A 20,732-nucleotide genomic window follows, 5' to 3' on the forward strand; every position below is an offset into this window, starting at 1 on the left:
AAATGCATTTTTTAATTATAAGTAGTGAGCGAAAGTAAAATTAAATGCTTAAAATGTGTATTGGAAAGCACTTTCCGATCAAAAGTTGGGGCCAGACTGGCTCTGATGCAACACCCTTGAGCATGTGAAACAACAAATAGTCAATGTTATGTCTTTGTTTAATTTTCTCAAGTATACTTTATCTAATAAGAATTATAACTAATTTGAGTTTTACTCCAACAACCAGTTTACAATTTAGTATATGGCGCTAACACCGTTATCAGGAACGCTGGGCAAGAAAAGGGCTGCACACCTACTGAGAAGGGCCTGTTTTGGTGCTACACTGACGCAGGTGGATGAATTTGCCAGTCTCACTGCACAGGAAGCGATTGGCAGGTTATTTATGACTGATATTCCAGAGCCTCCTTTGCCCATAGACCCTTTGACAGGGCAGGAGTGGGTAGTGTCAGGCACTACCGATGCCAATAGCGAAGGGTTCGAGCTTGAGCAGTACTTTTTAAGATGGCATATAGGCCAAATGCTTAGCGCAGGTATATCCAATGAGCAATCATTGGCCTATGCTTTCAGGGAACGATTGGTGGTTTTTATGCACACTCATTTTACCACAAAGAAATCGGTGGTGAATAGCAGTCGGGCACTTTATTTCCAGAATGCACTCTTTAGGTTTTACGCTTTTGACAAAGAAGATAGACTGGTGCCGGGCGACCCGGAGCTGGTTATTCCAGATCGGATATTGGTTAAAAGTTTCAAAGGACTTACGAAAAAGATTTGCCTTGATAATGCCATGCTGGTGTTTCTGGATGGCAGACTGAACGTAAAGGGCAGCCCTAATGAGAACTATGCCAGGGAATTGATGGAGCTGTACTCCATTGGGCGAGGCCTGGAGGGAACATTGCCAGAAGCGGAATTTCAGGGTGATTACATTAACTACACCGAGGAAGATGTGCAGCAGGCGGCAAGAGTGCTTTCTGGCTTTAACACCGACGACAGCTTTTTATCTGTCGATGTGGACACAAATTTGCCGAGAGGTGTAATAAAAGGCGGCGGCGGTAGCCATGACAACGGCATTAAGACTTTTAGTACCAGAATGGGGGGAGCCACCATTCAGCCCGACATAACTCTTCAGCCAAACGGGCAACCCAACGAGGAAAGCATGATCGACGAGGTAGACCAGCTGATTGAAATGATCTATGCCCAGCCGGAGACGGCAAGAAATATCGCCAGGAAGATTTATCGGTTCTTTATTTACCACGAAATAAACGCCGGGATTCAGAGCGGGGTCATTCAGGACATCGCCGATGTTTTTACGGCCAATGACTTTAAGCTACAGCCAACACTGGAGACACTTTTAACAAGCAGGGAGTTTTATGAAGCCGGCGATGGTGTTGACGACGACAGCTTTGGTGGTATCATCAAGTCACCTTTAGACATGGTGGTGGGTTTCATGCGCTCATTTGGTGTGCAAGCTCCTGACTATGCCACTGACCTGGAAGGGTTTTACTCATTCACAGGATCTCTTTTAGGTAGCGTGGATGTGCAGGGAATGGACTACTACGAGCCGTTCGAGGTGGCTGGCTACTCTGCGTATCATCAGTTTCCTTTGTTCAACCGGGCTTGGATTACTACTAACTATCTGACCAATAGGTACAACTTTATCAGGCAACACCTTACCATGGAAACCCCCATGGAGCTTGGTGAGGTCAATGCACTTGAATTTGTGCAGACCCATATACCAAATGCTACAGCAGCCAATGCCAGGGCTTTGGTCATTGCGCTGGCTGGGTACTTTCTGCCGATGTCCGAAAACCTAACTTTTGATGCCAACGCAACCAATGAAATAACTGTAGAGCGCCTCAATTTCTTTATGAATGCTTTTCTTTTTAGCCCGCAGATCGACCCCGACCCCGAAGCCTCCTGGACTTTCAGGTGGCAAAATGGAGTGGATACGGAAGTGATTTCAAACCAGCTCACCAATCTGTTGAATGCCATGTTGCAGTCACCGGAGTATCAATTGATGTAATTATGAGGAGGAGAAATTTTATCAGGAAACTAGGTTTTGCAGCTGGAATGCCCATCGCATTTCAGGGTGTACCTATCAAATTGCTTGCTTCCTACGAACCTCTTCAAAGGCTGGCAGCGCAGAGCGACAACGACAGGGTGTTGATTATTTTGCAAATGAACGGCGGCAACGACGGGCTCAACACTTTTATACCCATAGAGCAATACGACCAATACTACAGCCGGAGAGCCAATATTGCTATACCTAACAAAGTTGGCAACCGTACGCTTATTCCTCTCGACAGCACGCTACTGTCTGCAGACCAGGTGGGGCTCCATCCAGACATGCTGGACTTTAAGTATATGTACGATGTTGGGAAGGCTGCCATGTTTCAGGGGGTGTCCTACAAAAATAACAACGGGTCTCACTTCCGTGGCACCGACATCTGGATGATGGGTGGCACATCCGACGATTACTTTAATTCAGGTTGGGCAGGACGTTATCTCACCAGCCTTTATGCCCCGCAGAAGTATCCGGAGGATTTCCCGAATGCAGCAATGCCAGACCCTTTGGCGCTTGAAATGGGCAATGATGTATCCTTGCTTTTTCACCAGGACGGCAACATTCCAACATCCATTGGTCTAGGAGGAAGTCCTACCGGATTAGCAAACCTTGTAGATCAACTTTCAGGCTTTGAGGATCAGGGAATAGACCCAAGGGGTATTCCTCCTGAGTTTCTGAGAACTTCGCCCTACGGAAAGGAAATGGATTGGATACTCAGCCTTGAAGATAAATCAGAAACCTATATTAAGCGACTGCTGCAGATTTACGAGAGTGCATCGGCAACAAGCGTTACTTACCCGGAAAGGTATCCCTTCAATGCACCTGGCGGCAGCAAAAAAAACCCGTTGAGCGGGCAGTTTCAGCTCATAGCAAGGTTGCTTGGCGGTGGGCTGAAAACAAAGGTGTTTCTCGTGAAAATTGGTGGCTTTGACAGCCATGCTAATCAGGTGGAGGACTATGACTCGACCATGGGAGTACACGGGGCCTTGCTCTACCATATTACCTCAGCCATCAGGGCCTTTCAGCGAGACCTACTTTCCCGGGGCATTGAGGATAAAGTACTGACAGTGACCCTTTCAGAGTTTGGCAGAAGGATAGGCTCAAATGGCAGTTACGGTACCGACCATGGCACAGGCGGGCCGGTAATGATGTTTGGCAGCGGGGTGAAACCGGGTGTTTATGGTACAAACCCGGATCTGACAAAGAGCAATGTAGAAATGCAGCACGACTTCAGGCAGATCTATGCTAATATCCTGCATGAATGGATGGGTGTTGACAAGAGTGTTGTAGCAAACGATATCTTTTTTGAAGACCTGATAGAAGGGCCAAAGGAAACAGGTGGAAATTACGAGCCGATGGATCTTATCAAAGACGTGATTCTTGGCACGCAACAGAATCTTTCTGTTAACTTTAAAATTGAGAGTGTTTATCCCAATCCGGCATCTGATGTAGTGAACCTGAAAGTGAAAGTGAACGATGTGCAGGAGGCAGCTTTCAAACTTATCGACGAAACTGGCGCCACGGTGCTGGCTTTCAAGCAGCGTTTGGTACCAGGGTCGCAGGAAATAAAAGTGCACTTGCCCAAGCTGTCGCCCGGGGTGTATCTTATAAAAGTTAATTCTGAAAAATTGAATGATGCAAAAAGACTCATTATCAATTAGGTGGCTGTTGTTGCCTGGGCTGCTATTGTTTGTTATGGCAGTAGCCGAGGCACAACCGGTGAAAAAGCCGAAGCCTAATAAACCCAAGTATGGGTTTCTTGATACACAGTTCTGGCTGGGTGTTAAGTTTGGAAGCAACCTTGCCAACCCCATGGCGCAGTCGCAGCTTTCTGGTTTCAGCCCGATTGACTACCCGTCGGACAGGCTGACGAAGACTTATGAAAGCTACGCATTACCAGGTGGGCAGGCAGGCATTGAGATGACTTTTTATCACCGTGGCTTTTCTGTTGGGCTTCATCCTATGTATCAAAGAAGCAGGTACCGGTATACGAATAGTCTTGAATGGAATGGAGAGCAGGAGTCAGAAAGATTTGCCACTATCTATGAGTCGGAGCAAAGGGTCGATGTGATCAACGTGCCGATTTTTGTTAAGTATGACCTGATCCAGAATGGAAAGCTACGGCCGTTCGTACTTGGAGGAGGTTTCTACTCGTTCCTAGTAGGTGCTGAGCGTCAGGTAAAGATTATCCAAACAGACTATTCGTTCGGGGCACCGCAAACCATCGATGGCGGTACGCTTAATCTTGGAGTGAAAGACGCTTTTCAAAACTACTACGGCTGGGTGGCTGGTGGTGGTGCCAGCTTTGACTACTGGAACATTCGCACAGTGATCGAGATCACCTACAACCAATCGCTTAATAGCGTGACCCGGGAGGGTACCAGCCAAAATGAGTTGTCGTCACTGGGCGACCAGAATGATGATGTCCATTTGAGTCATATTGTAGGCAGCGTGAGCTTTGTATTCCCGCTCCGCTTTATCGACAAACAATTCCAGGCCCTTTGATTATGAAGAAACTATACTACTTAATTGCCCTGCTGGTATTGCTTGGTTGCAAAAAGGATGATGAGGTTCCGGTTACTTCTTTTACCCGGATTTACGATCATAGCAACTATAATGTTGACTACAGGCCGCTTGACGTGGAAGAGGGCACGGACAGCTATGTGATCCTTGCTACCACAACGCTGGACCGAACTCAGTTTCCAGGCATTCAGCTGGTGCAGGTTGACAAAGAAGGGGAGTTTGAGAGCAGCTACGAGTTTTCAGAAAACACCATTGCTCCCACTTCCGACCTGATGAAGATCGATACTTTCTTCTATTTCTTCGCCATGGATCCGGTAAGCCTTCAGGCCAGTCTGGTTTCCTTTACTCCGGGTTTCGGAAACATTACCGCTACACCATTGAATGGTTTGCTTTATCCGCTGGCGGGCTCATTAACATCCGACAATCAGTTTTTGCTGTTGAGCTACAATCCTGATGATAAGCTATCGGTGATTTCAAAAGTCGACAGAACCGGAAGTGTTGGCTCAACCGCAGCCTATACTATTGGCCCCGGCAGTGATGTGGAAGAAGCCATTATTAATCATTATACACAACCGGATGATAAATCGTTGTCCTTTTTCTGTGGCGAGGTATCCGGTTCACTCGTTTATTTCAATGGCTTTTTTAATTACAGCATGTCGCTGGTTTTCTCCAATTTTTCGGGCGACCCAGCTGGTGTAGTGCAGGGGCAGTTTACCGATGCCGGTATCAGAAGCGTGCTTCCAATAAACGGAAGCACGTTTGCCATTTCGGGCTACCAGTTTGACGACAACTACATTTATCCATCCGTTACGCTGAGCACGGGAGGTCTTTCTTCGAGCGTTGATTTATACACCAGCAATGCGGCCGAATGGAGACCGCACACCCCAGTTGTGCTGAAGAACTATATGCTGAACGAAGTTCAGTACATTATTTACGCAGCGGAAACCAAAAGTCGGCAAATAGCCCTGTACATGTACGAAAAGAACTCGGGCAATTTTGCTGGCCTTACCCACATTGGTTATGCCAATCCGTTTACCCTATCTTCATTAACCGTGGATGAAGAGAACCATTTGGTGGTGCTGGGTACGACTTACGTTGCCGGACGTTTCAGAAGAATATTTGTTGAGAAGATTTCTGAGACTGATATGGAGAAGAGGGTGCTGAAGACGGAGGAGTAACTCTCTGGAGAGCACAAAAAAAGCCTTACCTGATCGCTCGGGTAAGGCTTTTTATCTGTGTTATTTTACTTTGATAGCGTGAAATCCGGCATTTTAATTGGCTGGCCGCCCTTCATGGCAGATTCGTGCGCCAAAATACCCACACAAGTGATATTGGCTGACTGACGGGCATTTGGATACGGCTCTCTTTTCTCCTGCAAGGCATTGACAAATTCGTTGACCAGATGGGGATGAGAACCTCCATGACCAGAGCCTTGTATAAAGGATAGGTGCTGGTTGTCGTCGGAGTCGTAGACGCCAGCAGTGGTGAACGACTGGATTTCTTTCGGGAGCAAATGTGCGTAGTCAGGTATAGTCACTTTCTCAGGTGACTCACCGGTGTGGATCACGCTTGGTTCGTGCTCGATCAAAGTCCACTCGAATGACTTTTTGGAGCCATACACGTCGAAGCTCTCACGATACTGGCGGGCAGTGTTGAACAGAGAACGGGTGATTTCAGCTGCCAGGTCCGAGTTTTTGAACTTGATATGGCAGGTCTCGATAGCGAAAGGAGAATTGTAGACAGGAATTAGTTTCTCGTCGATGCGGCCTGAACCCAGGCACGACACCTGCTCTGCTTCGCCTTTGGTCAGCGCTAGTACTGGGCCCACGCAGTGGGTGGCGTAGTACATGGGAGGCAAACCTTCCCAGTAGCCAGGCCAGCCAGCCATTTCCTGCTGGTGAGAGGCTCTAAGGAACTGGATGCGGCCCATTTCACCTTTCTCGTACATTTCTTTCACAAACAGAAATTCACGGCTGTAGATCACCGTTTCCATCATCATATAGGTGAGGCCGGTTGCCTTTACCAGCTCCACAATCTGGCGACATTCGTCCACGGTGGTGGCCATTGGCACGGTGCAGGCTACATGCTTGCCAGCTTTGAGTGCCGCAATTGACTGCTTTGCATGGTCTGGAATGGGCGTGTTGATGTGCACTGCGTCAACGTTTGGATCTTTCAGCAGCTCGTCGTAGTCGGTGTAGCGCTTTTCGATGCCGAAGGCATCGCCGATTTCATTCAGCTTTTCTTTGTTGCGCTGACAAATGGCATACATGTTGGCGCCTGGCAGCTTTTGATAGATGGGGATGAATTCGGCTCCGAAGCCGAGTCCTATGATTGCGATGTTGATGGGTTTATTTGCCATAGTAGTTAGGGTAAAATATGCTATTAAAATTTTGTAAGATTTCGAGATGCCTGCCTTCCCGGCTTGGAAAGACAGGCATGACGCTCCGAAAATGTTTAGTGGAATAAAAGATAATTATTTTGCCCATTGCTTTAAGAATCTTAGACCTTCTTCCGCAAAGATATCTTGTGTAGGAGCGAACGGCTTCCAAATGCAAACGGCACCCGCCAGTTCCTGCACATTGGGAGTGAAGCTTTCTATCGAAATCACACCATTGTAGCCAACAGCTTCAAGTCCAGTTTTCAAATCATTCCAATTGGTCATGCCAGTACCCGGAATGCCTCTGTGGTTTTCTGAAACCTGCACGTGAATGAGCTTATCACCGACCGTTTTCACTGCATCGGCCAGGTTCTTCTCTTCTATCGTCATATGGAAGCTGTCGATCAATACCCTCGCCGCCGGATGATTGATGTCGTTGATCAGCTTCATCAGGTCCTCCGAATTATTGATGAGGTCGGTTTCGAAACGGTTCAGTGCCTCCAATGCTATTGACAACCCTCGTTTCTGAGCACTCTCGCACACCTTTCTCAGGTTAGTAACCGCCAGATCCCACTCTTTTTTTCTTTGTTCGGGAGGTACAAGTCGTGCTTTCCCAACTGCTGAATACATAGGCCCGGCTACGAACTTAGCTCCTACGGCTTCGCAGATGTCGAAGCATTGCTCAATGTAGTTGAAGCAGTTTTTATGGATGGCCGGGTCTTCATTGGTGAGATCCCTTGTTGGCCCGAAGGCTCCACAAATGATGGGCTTGATGTCATTGTCCTTGAGGGCACGGTTCAATATGCCAGTATCAATCAACGCAGGATCTTCCACGGCTATTTCTACCGCATCGAAACCTATTTTTCGGATTTTCGAAAAGAGCGAAACAGAATCGGAGCTGAAAGGACTCGTCCAAAGCCAGGTGCTTGCTGCAAATTGTACATTCATTAGCCTTTAATTCTTTTAGAAGCCTCAGGTTCCACCCCGACATTTGCCGGGGTGGACGGTTCTGAGACCGGTAGGTAAGTTTGGTAATGGATAAAGGAAATCAAGACTCACGTCTGAAGCAAGTGCGCTGACGTGAGTTTGATATTTTCAATTTAGTCGGCTGATTTGCCGTTTGTTACTTTCAAAATGCCATTCATGATCCTCCAGTGGCCCGGGAATGTACACAGGTACGGATAGTCGCCAGGCTCCGATGGCGCAGTGAAGGTCAATACTACTTTTTCTCCAGGATTTACCAGCCTGGTTGAGTAAAGCAGCTCCGGAACATCAGGAATGTAGCTCTTCTCAGCGCCATTGGCGTCTGCGGCCATTTTGTCTGCAGCGGCTCCCACTGTTTCCAGTGTCCCTGGTTTCACAATCAGCAGGTTATGCTGCATGAAGTCGATGTTTTCAAAAATAATAGCGACCGTCTGGCCTGCCTCTACTTCAAGTGTTTTGAGGTCATATTCCATTTTGTTTGGAATTGTCTTCAGCACGATCACCTTGTCGGCGTCAAGAGAAGCGGATAGGTTATTGTCGCCGCCCACTTCTGCCACCAGGTTGTAAATGCCCCGGGTGAAGCGTTCTATGGTGCCGCTTTTCACGCCAGTCATGCCATCAGCTTCCTTGTCGATGCGCAGCCCCTGTTTCAGCTCCTTGTCAAACAATCCTCCGGTTTTCACAGAAACCGCCGGGACGTTGTTCACGATAAAGGTGGCACCTGCCTTGGTTAGCTGGAACTCCCATTTAAAGCTCACCGGCATATCGGTCGTGCCTTTTCCGGTATATGTTTTTCCATTCTGGTTGACCACGACAATGAAGTCATCGTTGTCGGCAAAGACTCCGTAACCGTTGGTCTTGTCCCCATGTTGGATAAGCATCCCGTTGAGTATGGTATTGCCTTTCCAGATATTGCCGCTGAGGTAAATTTCTTTGCCAACCACTGAAGGGAAGTCAGCTGCAGCTACATACTTGGTGCCTCCAAGGTTCAGGAGCGTGAAGCTGGTGCTGGAATAGATTTGCTCTGTGAGGCCATCGGGCTTAAGCTCGGTAGTGTTTTGCAGGTAGGTCGCAATGAAACCGTTTTTGTGAGCTAACGACCCGGCCCTCACAGCCTTGGATAGCCACTGATCGGCTGCATTTTCTTCGTTGAGGCTAGCTTCAAAAAACATTTTACCCAGCTCATTGGAAGGAGCCATGTAACAAGCCTCAATAAATGCTGCCAGTCTTGTATTCAGGTTGGGATCATTAAATGAGCCGGCGTTGAAATACGATTCCACTGTCGTAGCATTTTTTGGCAAGGCCTGAATGGCAGCTTTCCTAACGCCCGGATTTGCATTGCGTAAGGCGTTGGTCACTATTCGTGTAGCTTCCTCATTTGTTCCATTCAGTGCGCCAAGGCCTTCAATTGCCCAAATGGCGTGAATGGCCGGGGCATTTACGCCTATCTCATCTTCTTTGGACGAGCCAATTAATTCATAAAGCTGTGGAAGGATGTTTTGGTCACCTTCCTCAACAATCAGACGCTGGGCGGTAAGCCGCCAAAACATGTTGCTGCTTTTCAAGCCTTTAATGAGGGAGGCCGGTTCTTTGCGATCGAGAACGATCTTTTCGGCCTCCGGAGCACCTTTGTAGGAAATCCTGTAAATCCGGCCATGGGTGCGGTCACGGAGTGGGTTCACATGCGCATTTCCTTTCCCATTTTCGAAGCCAGTCGGGGTAGGGTTATGCTGGATGATGAAGTTGTACCAGTCGAGTACCCAAAGGTTGCCATCAGGGCCCACTTCCGCATGCACAGGTGACATGTACTCGTCGGAGGCCGCCATCATGTTCCAGCCGTCGCTTTCTTTGAAGCCGGCGCCGTCTACTTCAAATATGCCTTTGTGCAGCAGCTTGCCGGTTGGCTCGGCTATGAAAGCAACCCTGTTCCAATATTCTTTAGGGAAGCGGCGGGCCGTATAAAAGTTGTGCCCGGCTGCAGCTGTGAACCCGCCAAACACATCGACTTGCCTGTAGTTTTTGGTAACAGGATGCATAGCGTAGTGGCCGTCCAGCTTGGTGGCGAAGTCATTCGAGAAGTTTTTCACCTTTTTGGTGAAGGCATAGGGTACATTGACATATGCCGTGTGGGTATTGTTGGCGGTCGAAACAAAAATATCGTTGTTTTCGGTGAAGCCCAGTCCCCATGTGTTGTTGGTTGTGCGGGTGTGGTGCGACATGTGTTTGAAGTCACGGCTGAGGTTGAAGACTGCCTGGTCATACTCAAAATCTTCGTTCCCAATTTTGCCTTCAAAGCCAGAGTAGCCTACGGTGCCCCAAATTTTGTTGTTGAACCCGTATCTCAAGTTGGAAGGCCCGGCATGAGTGTCCGATACTCCCCAGCCTCCCATTACTTCTTCTCTTACATCGGCCTTGTCATCACCATCTGTGTCTTTCAAAAACAAGAACAAGGGTGCTTGCGAAATCAGGATGCCCCCGTTCACAAATACTATACTGGTTGGTATGTTGAGCTTGTCGGCGAATACTGTGAACTTGTCGGCCTTGCCATCACCATCGGTGTCTTCCAGAATTTTGATTCTGTCGTCACCTACACCGTCTTCGTCACGCACGGTGTTGGGATAGTCAACGGTTTCAACCACCCAAAGGCGGCCTTTTTCGTCCCAGGCCATGGCAATTGGGTTGATGATATCAGGCTCTGATGCGAAAAGCGACAGCTCGAACCCGGGAGGTATTTGGATATGTGTCATTGACGAATCGGGAGACAATGGTGCTTGAAGTTTTGGTGCCGGGTCTCTCTTTTCGTAGTTGGGTATTACGGCGTCTGAATAGCTGAGCTGAGCTATTTTGAATTGTTTAGCCTTCTGTGCCACCTCGTCGCCCACAGCCCAGAAAATGCCATTTGCTACAAGGTCCTGGAAGCCAGTGTTATTCCATGTGCGCTCGTCGTGCCCGTAAGCGGTATAAAACACTCTGCCTTTGCCCTGGTTTCTTACCCATGTCCATGGTTCGTGATGATCGCCTTCCACTCTTTCCATCAGCACGGTGTTGTCGCTGGCGAGCTTGTCGTGCACGTAGGTTTCATCCCATGTTTCAAAAGTCGATAGACCTTGCATCACGGGATGCTCCGGCATCAGGATGTCGGCTGTGAAAGTGCCTGTCTCATGTGTCTTGAACTGGCCCCCCATCAGATTGACCACTTTTGGCGAATTACGGAAACACCAGGTGGCACAATGGATGGGGATAAAACCTTTACCGCCTTCAACAAAATCCAGCAAAGCTTTTTCCTGTGAGGAAGTAATTGAATCGTGGTTGGCATAAAGGATAAGCCCATCAAATTTGGCCAGGTTGGTGGCATTCAAATCATTGGGATCGTTCGTATAGGAGATGTTGATGCCCCGTTGTGCGACAGCCTGAGCCAGGATGGGGGCATATTTTTCTGAAGGATGGTGCTCACTCGCATGTCCCAGAAAAAGGATTTCCAGCCTCCTCGGGCCACTGTTATTGCTGCACGAGGTAAAGAACAAGGTCATTGCCAAACTGAGAAGCCCGAGAACTGCTCTGGCAGAGGTTAAAGTAGGTATTGTGTATTTCATTACTTAGTTGTTTTCGACTACCGATTACGCTTGGATGATTTTTATTTATTCAACAATGAGGCGTATTTAAAATGCATGTGATCTGTCAATCTGACAACGCAGTTCATTTTTGACTATCAATATTGCAAAATAGAATTCATTAATGCTCTCACTTTTTTGACCTGTTCTGACTTTATTTTAACTTACTTATCAGTCATTTATTCTTTTTTATGAGAAAATTGTGGCACTGAAACCAGACCGTATCGCATTTGCCCCATGAGAGTACCTATTCAAAAATCGGCCATTCCAGATTCCAGGGTATTTGTTATCAAAGACCTGCAGGATGCGTATTTCGACCCCAACTGGCATTTTCACCCGGAGTATCAACTCTTTGTAGTCCTCAAGGGCCATGGAACCAGGTTTGTCGGGGATACGATCAAGCCCTTCAAGGAAGGCGATCTGTTGCTTTCCGGCCCTAATCTGCCCCATCTGTGGCGGTGCCATGAGTCTTATTTTGCTAAAGACAGTCAGCTGTCGACAAGAGGTATTGTTATCTACTTCGATGAGAATTTTCTAGGCCATCAAATGTTGGAAAAAGAGGAACTTGCTGGTTTGAAGTATCTCTTCGAGAAAGCAAAGCGAGGGCTGGAGTATTATGGACATACACGGAGTCAGGTAAAAGAATGGATGCTCAAAATGGTGAATTCGGAGGGGATCGAAAGCGTTATTCAGTTTTTGAAGATACTTAGTGCACTTGCACATTCGAAGGAGTACAGATATGTGTCGTCGGGCCCGGCCAGTTTTCAATTGAAAGCGTCTGACGGAGACCGGATGAATCTGGTTCATCACTACGTCATTGACAACTTTAGACAGAAGATTACGCTTGAAGAAGCGGCATCGCTGGCGAACCTGAGCCCGGTCGCCTTTAGTAGGTATTTTAAAACGAGGGCGAACAAGACTTTCTCGTCATTTGTAAGTGAGGTAAGAGTGGGGCAGGCCTGTCACATGCTTGTGGACGGCGAGCTATCGGTGGCGGCCGTTGGATTTGAATGTGGATACAAAACGCTTTCCAACTTCAATCGGCAGTTCAGGGAGATCACGGGCATGGCTCCGCTGGAGTATAGAAAAGAGTATCGGAAAGTGATTTAACCTGATGGCTCTTGAAAAAAGTTAAATTGTTGTAACTAGCCTATTGCAAAAAGCGTATATTAGTATTGCAAATGCAATAACTCCATAAGTTGGAGTGGGCGAAAAGAAAACAATTTATGGCTGAGGAAAGCAATAGGTCTGAAAGGCGTTCGTGGCGGATAGCAAGCGTGAATAACGAAGTGGCTACAATTAATGTAGACACGGAAGCTTACCATTTTCTCAAGCCTTATGCTCAGAATGATGATCCGCCGTTGATGGCCAAAGAGCCTGAGCTTGTTTATGAGCGCATTAAGCCAATGGTGCAATACCTTGGCTACAGTCAGCAGGAGCTGTCCGGAGTGCTGGAAGTTGATCCCAGCACATTGTTCAGGTGGGATAAAGGTGATAAAACGATAGGTAAAATGAGATCCAAAGCCATGTATGATATTGACCACATCATCGCTAAGGGGGTGAAGGTTTTTGGTTCGGAGAAGCAATTGAAAGAATGGCTCTCTACTGTCAACCAGGCCTTGGGCAATCAAAAGCCTATTGAGTTAATCAAAAGCCCCTATGGAATAGAGCTGGTTGACAATGCCATGGAGGCGCTGTTGTGGGGCAACGTTTTGTAGGTGAAATACTTTCGACTGATCAATAAGGCATTTGCCTCAACCCCATTGGGCTATGGAAGGGCTGGCGGTAGATGGAATTTCCCCGGCACCCCTATCATTTACGCCAGCAATGTCAGCGCCATCACGTTTATGGAACTGCTGGCTATCAAGGGGCCAGTAGTGGCGAACGGGTCGTGGGTATTGATCACCATTAAGATAAATGCGGACGCACCTCACCTGATGTCGGAGGACTTGCCACCTGACTGGGGTCGTCGACCTTACCCGACGTCTACTCAGGCTTTTGGTACCAATTGGGCGCAGCGTATGATGTCACCCTTTTTGAAAGTGCCCTCATGCCGTATTCCATTGTCCAGCTATTCGACGGAGCATAACCTCTTGATTAACCCATTGCACCCGGAAGCTATGAAATCGATGGAGATCATAGCTGAAGAAGACGTGTTATTCGAGTTGAATGAATGGGGCTGACCAGAAAGTGGATCAATCTGTATTTCTGGGGGGATTGATTTTTCGCATGGGTATTTTCCGCTTGCAAAAAAAAAGCAAAAGGTCCAAGCCTGTCCGACTGGAGAAGCCCGGTCGGGCGAGACGCATTGAACCAGTTTTGCTTTTTTATTGCCGCCTATTTGCTGAATCGAATAACACTCCTTTCGAGTTTTATCCCCCAGATTTTCCGCTTGATCCCAGAAAGTTCTGGTGGGTTTAGAGAAGAAATTTTATAGAAACAAAAGCACTGCCCTTAGGGCAGTGCTTTCTATTTCTGCGCCAATGTGGTAACTACTCCATCAGGCTTATTTTGTACACTGTGGTTTGATGGTAAGTTTCCCCTGGTTTCAGCAAAGCACTTGGGAAATCAGGTTGATTAGGAGAGTCGGGGAAATGCTGTGTTTCCAGACAAAAACCTGTATTTCTGCCGTATGGAATACCTTCATCACTTTTAACGCTGCCGTCGAGAAAATTGCCGGTGTAGAATTGCACACCTGGTTGCGTGGTCGCCATATCCAGCCTCCTTCCCGAGACAGAATCCGTCACGATAACCACATTTCTCAATTGCCCCGCTTCCCCATCCAGAACAAAGTTATGGTCGTAACCAAACGGATCACCTCCGGTTTGTTCAATCCGTTCGCCTATCTTGGCTGCATCAAAAAAGTCAAACGGTGTTCCGGCAACTGGTGCTAGCTCACCTGTGGGAATTAACCCTCCATCAACCGGTGTGTATCTCTGAGCTTTAATTCTCAGCTCGTGATCTAGTATTGTATTAGCTGGGCTGCCCGTAAGGTTGAAATAGCTATGGTTCGTCAGGTTGAGAACAGTAGCCTTGTCAGTGGTGGCTGTGTAATCGATTTTTAGCTCATTATTGACAGTGAGCGTGTAAACCACCTTTACATTGAGGTTACCAGGATAACCTTCTTCGCCATCGGCACTAAGGTAGGTCAGCTCAAGTGAAGGTTCGTCACCATCTATAGCATTGGCAGTCCAAACCTGTTTATCAAAGCCTTTTACACCTCCATGGAGAGAATTTTCTCCGTTATTTTTGGCAAGGGTGTAAGTTTCACCATCAATGGAAAATTGTCCTTTGGCGATTCTATTGGCATAGCGGCCGGCGATTGCCCCAAAAAACGGATGGCCAGCCAGGTATGTTTTCAAACTATCGAAACCCAATACAATAGAGGATACTTTCCCATTTTTTTCAGGGAAGTTCCACTCGGTGACGATGCCACCATAATTAGTGATTTTTACTTCTGAACCGGCTTCGTTGGTCAGCGTAAATAGCTGAACCTTTTTGCCATCTACCTCACCCCAATCGGCAGCAGATATGCGGGAGGCGGTTGCAGTCTCTTCAGTCTTTTCTTTAGTAGGCATTGTGCAAGCGTTTAGGCCCAGGGCCAATAAGCAAAGTAGTATAGTAGGTTTCATATTAGTAAGGTAAAGCCAGAGCATCGCTTTTGATGCTCTGGCTGGTTTTGGTCTAGATGTACCTGTTGATCAGGTTCTCGATATATTCCTGGCGACCACTGGTCATTGCAGGCTCTCCGTTTTCGGCAGCATAGTTGCGAAGATCTTCCAAAGAGAGCTTACCCTGCTCAAACTCCTTGCCTTTTCCGCTATCGAATGAGGCATAACGGTCTTTGCGAATCTTCTTGTATTCCGACTTCTGTAAGATGTTGTCGGCAGCTACCAGCGCACGGGCGAAGATGTCAACACCACCAATGTGGGCATAGAACAAGTCCTCCATATCAGTAGAGTTTCTTCTGATTTTCGCATCGAAGTTGATGCCACCACCGCCAAAGCCTCCGTTTTGCAAAATGATCATCATAGCTTCGGTAACCTCGGTGATATCGTTAGGGAACTGGTCAGTATCCCAGCCGTTCTGGTAATCGCCTCTGTTGGCATCAATAGAACCAAGCAAGCCTGCATCGGAGGCCACCTGCAGTTCATGGGTAAATGTATGGCCAGCTAATGTAGCATGGTTTACTTCGATATTCAGTTTGAAGTCGTTAAGCAAATCGTGCTGACGAAGGAAGCCAATAACAGTGGCTGAATCGTAGTCGTACTGGTGCTTAGTTGGCTCGCATGGCTTAGGCTCAATAAAGAAAGTACCTTTGAAGCCTTGCTTACGGGCATAATCTTTGGCTTTGTGAAGGAACATCGCCAGGTGATCCTGCTCTCTCTTCATGTCAGTGTTCAGTAGCGACATGTAGCCTTCACGACCTCCCCAGAACACATAATTTTCGCCTCCAAGATAGATTGTTGCATCCAAAGCGGCTTTTACCTGTGCCGCACCATGGGTAAGCACATGGAAATCCGGGTTGGTAGAAGCACCATTCATATACCTGACATGGGAGAACAGGTTGGCTGTGCCCCAGAGTAATTTTACACCGCTGGCCGCCTGTTTTTTCTTGGCGTACTCGGCAAGTGCGTGAAGCCTTTTTTCATTTTCAACCACATTATCTCCATAGTCAACCACGTCCACGTCGTGGAAGCAATAGTATGGAAGGCCCAATTTTGTCATGAATTCGAAAGCAGCATCCATCTTGTCTTTTGCTCTTTCTACCGCATCGCCTTTCACATCCCAGGGGAAAATATGCGTAGGTGCACCGAAAGGATCGGCACCACTGCCAACAAAGGAGTGCCAGTAGGCTACTGCAAACCGCAAGTGCTCCTTCATAGTTTTGCCTGCTACCACTTTGTTTTCGTCATACCAGCGGTAGGCCATAGGGTTGTCGGAGCCATGTCCTTCAAATTTGATTTGACCTATGCCTTTAAAAAATTCTTTTTCTCCAAGAGTTATTGCCATGTTTCAAGTGTTTTTGGGGGTTTAAAAAACAGGGCGTTAAGTTAGCAGAATAATGAGATGAAGGCGAAAAATTTTCCACTTTATAACTTTTCCCGATTGTTATTCCGCTGGGAATGGTAGCCTCAATTGCGTCATGATCAAAAATTGTTTGCGACATCTCCAACCTTTCGATTTCGATTTCCGTCTACTCTTCAGCTTTACCATCCACATCTACTGACCGAAACTTCTACCGGGTGAATTTTTTAAAGCGAGTACCAATATTTTTAATTTTTCAAATAAACATGAAGGTCAAATTTCTTAACTTTTTTGCAGCCACTGCCCTGGTGGGTATGTTTGCTGCCTGTTCTGGCGACGACGATGCACTTCCAGGTGAAAATGAAAACCCAGGAAGTCAAAAAGCATCAATAAAGCTTTCTTTTAACCCGCCTCCACTTTTCAACGCATCCGAAAGGCAACCAGCATATGCTGTAATTGCCATGACGGACAACAATGAGGTAGAGGTGGTGAGCAATAAGAAAGTAGCACTTTCCCTCAAGGCAGGGAGTTATTTCACTGAGGCATTTGAAATACCTTCGGCCACCTACCGGCTTTCCAGCTTTGTGGTTTTCAATGCTGAGGATAAAGTGGTGCTGGCAACCCCGCACGAAGGATCGCTGAAGGGAGAAGAGCTCCAAATGGGCTTGCCGCTGGTGGTTGACGGAAAAGCAGGGGGTACAATTGTGGCTAACACAGAAGTGGGTCAGGTTTTTGTGGTGGAAGATGCAGCTGACTTTGGTTACGCTGTCGAGGTTTTTGGCGGAAAGAGCGATGAAGTGACCCTTGTTTCCTTCAGTGCATCTGTTAATGTTGGTGGGTTTGTTTATGACGGTATCAAGCCGTCGGTATTAATTACAGCTACCGACGACGAAGGTAATTCGTGGTCAGTTGGCAGAGATATTGAAGGCGTGGAGAATATCAGTATTCCGACAAGATTCGACAACTATTACATTACTTGGACACACTGGGGCGATGTTTACGAAAGAGAGCTGACAAGAGAGGAACTTTTTGAGAAACGTGCAGTGAAACTGGAAGGGCAAAAGGCACCCAAAAGGCTGAAGAGTGAGACTGAGTATATGCTGCTGGCTGAGGGTTCGAAGCTGGAAAGCCATATAGATTACATTTACAATGAAGAAGGCAAGCTAGCCAGGAGAGATTTTTATCACTTTAATCACGATACCAATGAGTGGGTACTCCAGCTAATCACCTGGTACGAGTATAAGAACGGCCGACTGGATAACGTCAAAAGGACTATGGACAACACGCTGCTTGATACGCAGCAGTACTATTACAGAAGCGATGGCAAGGTTTCAAAAGTTGTGCAAACAGGATTAAACGGAGGTCAGGAAGCTGTCTGGTTATATAACTCGCAGACGGATGAGTTTACTGGCATACGGTACAGTTTTGACAATGGGAATTTCTTTACCTATTACTACGAATTTGACAAGGGAAACATCGTCTCGGAATATTCGGGTGTGGGTAGCACAACGGGAACTAGCTCCAGCCAAAAGCACTACGATTCCTTTATCAACCCCCACTATTTGCTGGGAATCACGGATTATTTTCTTCGTGAGTCAAGTAAGAACAACTTGAATGGCCAGACTCAAAGTTATGCAGGGAGCTTCCCAATATATGTGCCTGGCCAGTACACCTATACTTATCAAAGCGGCTACCCTATGGAGAAACAGGTGAAGTATGTTGGCTACCAGAATCCAACTGCCACGTATACTTCAAAGACTGTTTACGAATACGAAAACTGACAGGCCAAATAACTAAAAGGGATGCTATTGTTTAACGATAGCAGCCACTTTTCTATTAACCAAGATGGCTTTTCAGAATTCCAAGCCACTTTTCATAGTGCGGCTCATAGTCGGTATTTTTTGAAGGCTCCACTACCCGAAGCCTTTTCATGTTCCTGAAGGCGTCTTTCTGGTCGGCGTAAACGCCAGCGCCCAAGCCGGCACCTACCGCAGCACCCACACTGCCATCACCCTCATAGAGTTCTACAGGCACGCCTGTTACGTTCACAAATGCCTCTGTGAACACATCGCTCAGGAACATGTTGGCATAACTAGCCCTGATCACCTTCGGGCTCATGCCATTGTCTCTCATGATGTCGAGTCCGTAGCGGAACGAGAACGCAATACCTTCCTGCGCTGCCCGGAATAATTCATGCGGGCCGTGAGTGTTGAGGTCAATGGTGTGGATGTGGGCACCTATTAGTTTATTCTCGAGCATACGTTCCACGCCGTTGCCAAAAGGCATCACATAGAGGCCCCGGCTGCCTGGCTTGGCTTTGGCCGCTTCTTCATTCATTTGCTCATAGGTGAGGTGCTGTCCAGCCACAGATTTTATCCAGCGGTTCATTATGCCCGTACCGTTGATGCACAGCAGCACGCCCAACCTCTTTTTCTCACTGGCGTAGTTAACGTGGGCAAACGTATTTACCCTCGACTGCGGATCGTAGCTTACCTGGTCAGTTACACCATAGATCACGCCGGATGTGCCTGCGGTCGCTGCCACTTCGCCCGGCTCAAATACATTGAGCGACAGGGCGTTGTTGGGTTGATCTCCCGCCTTGTAGGTGACCGGAATGCCAGCTTTCAAGCCTAACGGTTCGGCAACGGCGTAGCTTACTGTGCCATGCTCCGAGAACACAGGCTTGATGTCGGGCACCAGGCTTTTTGAAAAACCGAAGTAGTTGAATACCGGGTCAGAAAGCTCGTCCTTTTGAAAGTCCCAGAAAATTCCTTCAGAAAGAGAGGAAACTGACGTGGTGATTTCGCCCGTAAACTTCATGGCAATAAAATCGCCAGGCAGCATGAGCTTGTATGTTTTGTCGTACAAGAAAGGCTCGTTTTCTTTCACCCAGGCCAGTTTCGATGCGGTGAAATTCCCTGGCGAATTAAGGAGCGAAGAAAGCGCCACGCTTTTGCCGATGGCTTTGAACGCCTTATCGCCTATTTCCACAGCCCGGCTGTCGCACCAAATGATCGAATCACGCAGCACCTTTTGGTCTTTGTCCACTATCACGAGCCCGTGCATTTGGTAGGCAATGCCAATAGCCCCAATGTCTTTGGGGTTATATTTTTTGGTAGCGTTAAGCTTTGTGATGGCCTGTTGTGTGTATTCCCACCACATGTTGGGGGATTGTTCCGCCCAACCTGGCTCTGGCGACAAAATCGTCGCCTCCGTTTCCGGATAATGAGTGGAAGCAATGCATTTTTGCGTTTGGGCGTCCACTACAGAAATTTTGACGGAAGAAGTTCCTATATCTATACCTAATAATAACATGGTGCAAATTTGATTAAATGTGTGCTAAAATAGCAAACCTATCCCAAATCCATTTCATTTTACGGATCGGGTGTTTGATTAAGCTTCGGTGATGTAAGCTGCTAAATGGTCAACAGCAGGCCGTAGTTCTCGTCAGTGTCTGAAAAGAAAGACTCGGAAAGGTTTTCCTTTCCCTGCGCTTTGTAGTCGGGCTGTTGTTTTTGATACGAAGAATTTAGCAGTGGAGATGAAACAAGGAAGTCCGCTGTTGCTCTGTTGCAGGCAACGGGAATGTTCCAGGCCATGCCTATTCGCAGCAACGCCTTCACTTCAGGGTCGCTTGGCAACTGTGCTAAGGGATCCCAGAAAAAGATGAGAATATCTATTTCTCCTTCAGAAATTTTAGTGGCTATTTGTTGATTACCACCCATAGAGCCACTTTTTACCTTGGTCACAGGCAAGTTAAGCTCTTTTTCTACAAGGTTCCCGGTAGCCTCGGTGGCGAAAAGAGAATGACCAGCTAATACACCCTTGTTAAAGAGTGCCCACTCAATCAGGTCTTTCTTTTTATAATCGTGCGCAACAAGCGCTATATTCTTTTTATCTATCGTATCCATTGTTGTGTCAACTTTCAAGTCAATCAATTTCCGTTCAAACACCTTGCAGTGTCAACTTCTCAATGATTTGTACAAATTTAACCCTTTTTCTTAATAAAAGATTCGTTTCATTGCAACGTAATCAGGCCATTAGAGGTTGTGTTTTTCGGAGAAATCGATTGCAAAGTTCTTAACAAACCGTTGCAGAGAACTTTCCTTTCTGAAAAAGATTTTTCGCTGAAATGGGAACATCGAAG

The 20,732-nt window shown here is 47.2% G+C and carries 15 protein-coding genes; 8 read left to right on the forward strand and 7 right to left on the reverse strand.

Annotated elements, in window-relative coordinates:
* The first annotated feature begins 241 nt into the window (after nt 1-241).
* The 4 genes from AAC052_RS18595 to AAC052_RS18610 are packed head-to-tail and all read left to right on the forward strand — an operon-like array spanning nt 242 to nt 5,763.
* Complete coding sequence (locus AAC052_RS18595) at nt 242-2,020, forward strand: DUF1800 family protein (RefSeq protein ID WP_339814978.1); 1,779 nt, start codon at nt 242-244, stop codon at nt 2,018-2,020.
* A gap of 2 nt (nt 2,021-2,022) precedes the next feature.
* Entirely contained in the window at nt 2,023-3,723 is a 1,701-nt protein-coding gene (locus AAC052_RS18600) for a DUF1501 domain-containing protein (protein ID WP_339814979.1), read from the forward strand.
* 34 nt (nt 3,724-3,757) lie between these two features.
* Nucleotides 3,758-4,567, forward strand: coding sequence for an outer membrane beta-barrel protein (locus tag AAC052_RS18605; RefSeq protein ID WP_339814980.1), 810 nt, complete (start codon nt 3,758-3,760; stop codon nt 4,565-4,567).
* Nucleotides 4,568-4,569: 2 nt separating this feature from the next.
* Entirely contained in the window at nt 4,570-5,763 is a 1,194-nt protein-coding gene (locus AAC052_RS18610; protein WP_339814981.1) for a hypothetical protein, read from the forward strand.
* Between the two features lie 65 nt (nt 5,764-5,828).
* Here the strand turns inward: AAC052_RS18610 and AAC052_RS18615 are convergent, their stop codons facing one another.
* From AAC052_RS18615 to AAC052_RS18625, 3 genes are all read right to left on the reverse strand, one after another.
* Nucleotides 5,829-6,944: a Gfo/Idh/MocA family oxidoreductase gene (locus tag AAC052_RS18615; protein ID WP_339814982.1), complete on the reverse strand. Its 1,116-nt coding sequence runs from the start codon at nt 6,942-6,944 to the stop codon at nt 5,829-5,831.
* 114 nt (nt 6,945-7,058) lie between these two features.
* Nucleotides 7,059-7,910, reverse strand: a complete 852-nt coding sequence (locus AAC052_RS18620; RefSeq protein ID WP_317488160.1) for a sugar phosphate isomerase/epimerase family protein — start codon at nt 7,908-7,910, stop codon at nt 7,059-7,061.
* 152 nt (nt 7,911-8,062) lie between these two features.
* Nucleotides 8,063-11,539, reverse strand: coding sequence for a PVC-type heme-binding CxxCH protein (locus tag AAC052_RS18625; RefSeq protein ID WP_339814983.1), 3,477 nt, complete (start codon nt 11,537-11,539; stop codon nt 8,063-8,065).
* A 255-nt stretch (nt 11,540-11,794) separates the two neighbouring features.
* Here AAC052_RS18625 and AAC052_RS18630 point away from each other — a divergent pair, with 255 nt between their 5' ends.
* The 3 genes from AAC052_RS18630 to AAC052_RS18640 all read left to right on the forward strand — a co-directional run bounded on the left by AAC052_RS18630 (nt 11,795) and on the right by AAC052_RS18640 (nt 13,740).
* Complete coding sequence (locus tag AAC052_RS18630; RefSeq protein ID WP_317488158.1) at nt 11,795-12,667, forward strand: AraC family transcriptional regulator; 873 nt, start codon at nt 11,795-11,797, stop codon at nt 12,665-12,667.
* Between the two features lie 116 nt (nt 12,668-12,783).
* Nucleotides 12,784-13,275 carry an antitoxin Xre/MbcA/ParS toxin-binding domain-containing protein gene (locus AAC052_RS18635; RefSeq protein ID WP_317488157.1) on the forward strand — a complete coding sequence of 164 codons (492 nt, stop codon included), beginning with the start codon at nt 12,784-12,786 and terminating at the stop codon, nt 13,273-13,275.
* Nucleotides 13,276-13,740 (forward strand): RES family NAD+ phosphorylase, encoded by a 465-nt coding sequence (locus AAC052_RS18640; protein WP_339814984.1) that lies wholly within the window; start codon nt 13,276-13,278, stop codon nt 13,738-13,740. It abuts the gene before it with no gap.
* 309 nt (nt 13,741-14,049) lie between these two features.
* On the opposite strand, the gene AAC052_RS18645 is transcribed toward AAC052_RS18640, so the two are convergent.
* A complete protein-coding gene (locus tag AAC052_RS18645) occupies nt 14,050-15,135 on the reverse strand; it encodes an aldose epimerase family protein (protein WP_339814986.1) in 1,086 nt (361 codons plus the stop codon).
* 106 nt (nt 15,136-15,241) lie between these two features.
* The gene (xylA, locus tag AAC052_RS18650) at nt 15,242-16,570 is read right to left on the reverse strand and encodes a xylose isomerase (RefSeq protein WP_317488154.1); all 1,329 of its coding nucleotides are present in this window, start codon (nt 16,568-16,570) and stop codon (nt 15,242-15,244) included.
* A 281-nt stretch (nt 16,571-16,851) separates the two neighbouring features.
* Here xylA and AAC052_RS18655 point away from each other — a divergent pair, with 281 nt between their 5' ends.
* Nucleotides 16,852-18,366, forward strand: a complete 1,515-nt coding sequence (locus AAC052_RS18655) for a hypothetical protein (RefSeq protein WP_339814987.1) — start codon at nt 16,852-16,854, stop codon at nt 18,364-18,366.
* Nucleotides 18,367-18,421: 55 nt separating this feature from the next.
* On the opposite strand, the gene AAC052_RS18660 is transcribed toward AAC052_RS18655, so the two are convergent.
* On the reverse strand, nt 18,422-19,900 hold the full coding sequence (locus tag AAC052_RS18660) for an FGGY family carbohydrate kinase (RefSeq protein WP_339814988.1): 1,479 nt from the start codon (nt 19,898-19,900) through the stop codon (nt 18,422-18,424).
* Between the two features lie 101 nt (nt 19,901-20,001).
* Nucleotides 20,002-20,496 carry a methylglyoxal synthase gene (locus tag AAC052_RS18665; RefSeq protein ID WP_317488151.1) on the reverse strand — a complete coding sequence of 165 codons (495 nt, stop codon included), beginning with the start codon at nt 20,494-20,496 and terminating at the stop codon, nt 20,002-20,004.
* Nucleotides 20,497-20,732: the final 236 nt, after the last annotated feature.

Origin of the sequence: uncultured Imperialibacter sp. (assembly GCF_963974565.1) — a bacterium.
GTDB classification, from domain to species: domain Bacteria; phylum Bacteroidota; class Bacteroidia; order Cytophagales; family Cyclobacteriaceae; genus Imperialibacter; species Imperialibacter roseus.

Bases quoted from the DNA above. Each gene is read 5' to 3' on its own strand.
- AAC052_RS18595 (WP_339814978.1), top strand. From the start codon at position 242: ATGGCGCTAACACCGTTATCAGGAACGCTGGGCAAGAAAAGGGCTGCA.
- AAC052_RS18600 (WP_339814979.1), top strand. From the start codon at position 2,023: ATGAGGAGGAGAAATTTTATCAGGAAACTAGGTTTTGCAGCTGGAATG.
- AAC052_RS18605 (WP_339814980.1), top strand. From the start codon at position 3,758: ATGGCAGTAGCCGAGGCACAACCGGTGAAAAAGCCGAAGCCTAATAAA.
- AAC052_RS18610 (WP_339814981.1), top strand. From the start codon at position 4,570: ATGAAGAAACTATACTACTTAATTGCCCTGCTGGTATTGCTTGGTTGC.
- AAC052_RS18615 (WP_339814982.1), bottom strand. From the start codon at position 6,944: ATGGCAAATAAACCCATCAACATCGCAATCATAGGACTCGGCTTCGGA.
- AAC052_RS18620 (WP_317488160.1), bottom strand. From the start codon at position 7,910: ATGAATGTACAATTTGCAGCAAGCACCTGGCTTTGGACGAGTCCTTTC.
- AAC052_RS18625 (WP_339814983.1), bottom strand. From the start codon at position 11,539: ATGAAATACACAATACCTACTTTAACCTCTGCCAGAGCAGTTCTCGGG.
- AAC052_RS18630 (WP_317488158.1), top strand. From the start codon at position 11,795: ATGAGAGTACCTATTCAAAAATCGGCCATTCCAGATTCCAGGGTATTT.
- AAC052_RS18635 (WP_317488157.1), top strand. From the start codon at position 12,784: ATGGCTGAGGAAAGCAATAGGTCTGAAAGGCGTTCGTGGCGGATAGCA.
- AAC052_RS18645 (WP_339814986.1), bottom strand. From the start codon at position 15,135: ATGCCTACTAAAGAAAAGACTGAAGAGACTGCAACCGCCTCCCGCATA.
- xylA (WP_317488154.1), bottom strand. From the start codon at position 16,570: ATGGCAATAACTCTTGGAGAAAAAGAATTTTTTAAAGGCATAGGTCAA.
- AAC052_RS18655 (WP_339814987.1), top strand. From the start codon at position 16,852: ATGAAGGTCAAATTTCTTAACTTTTTTGCAGCCACTGCCCTGGTGGGT.
- AAC052_RS18660 (WP_339814988.1), bottom strand. From the start codon at position 19,900: ATGTTATTATTAGGTATAGATATAGGAACTTCTTCCGTCAAAATTTCT.
- AAC052_RS18665 (WP_317488151.1), bottom strand. From the start codon at position 20,496: ATGGATACGATAGATAAAAAGAATATAGCGCTTGTTGCGCACGATTAT.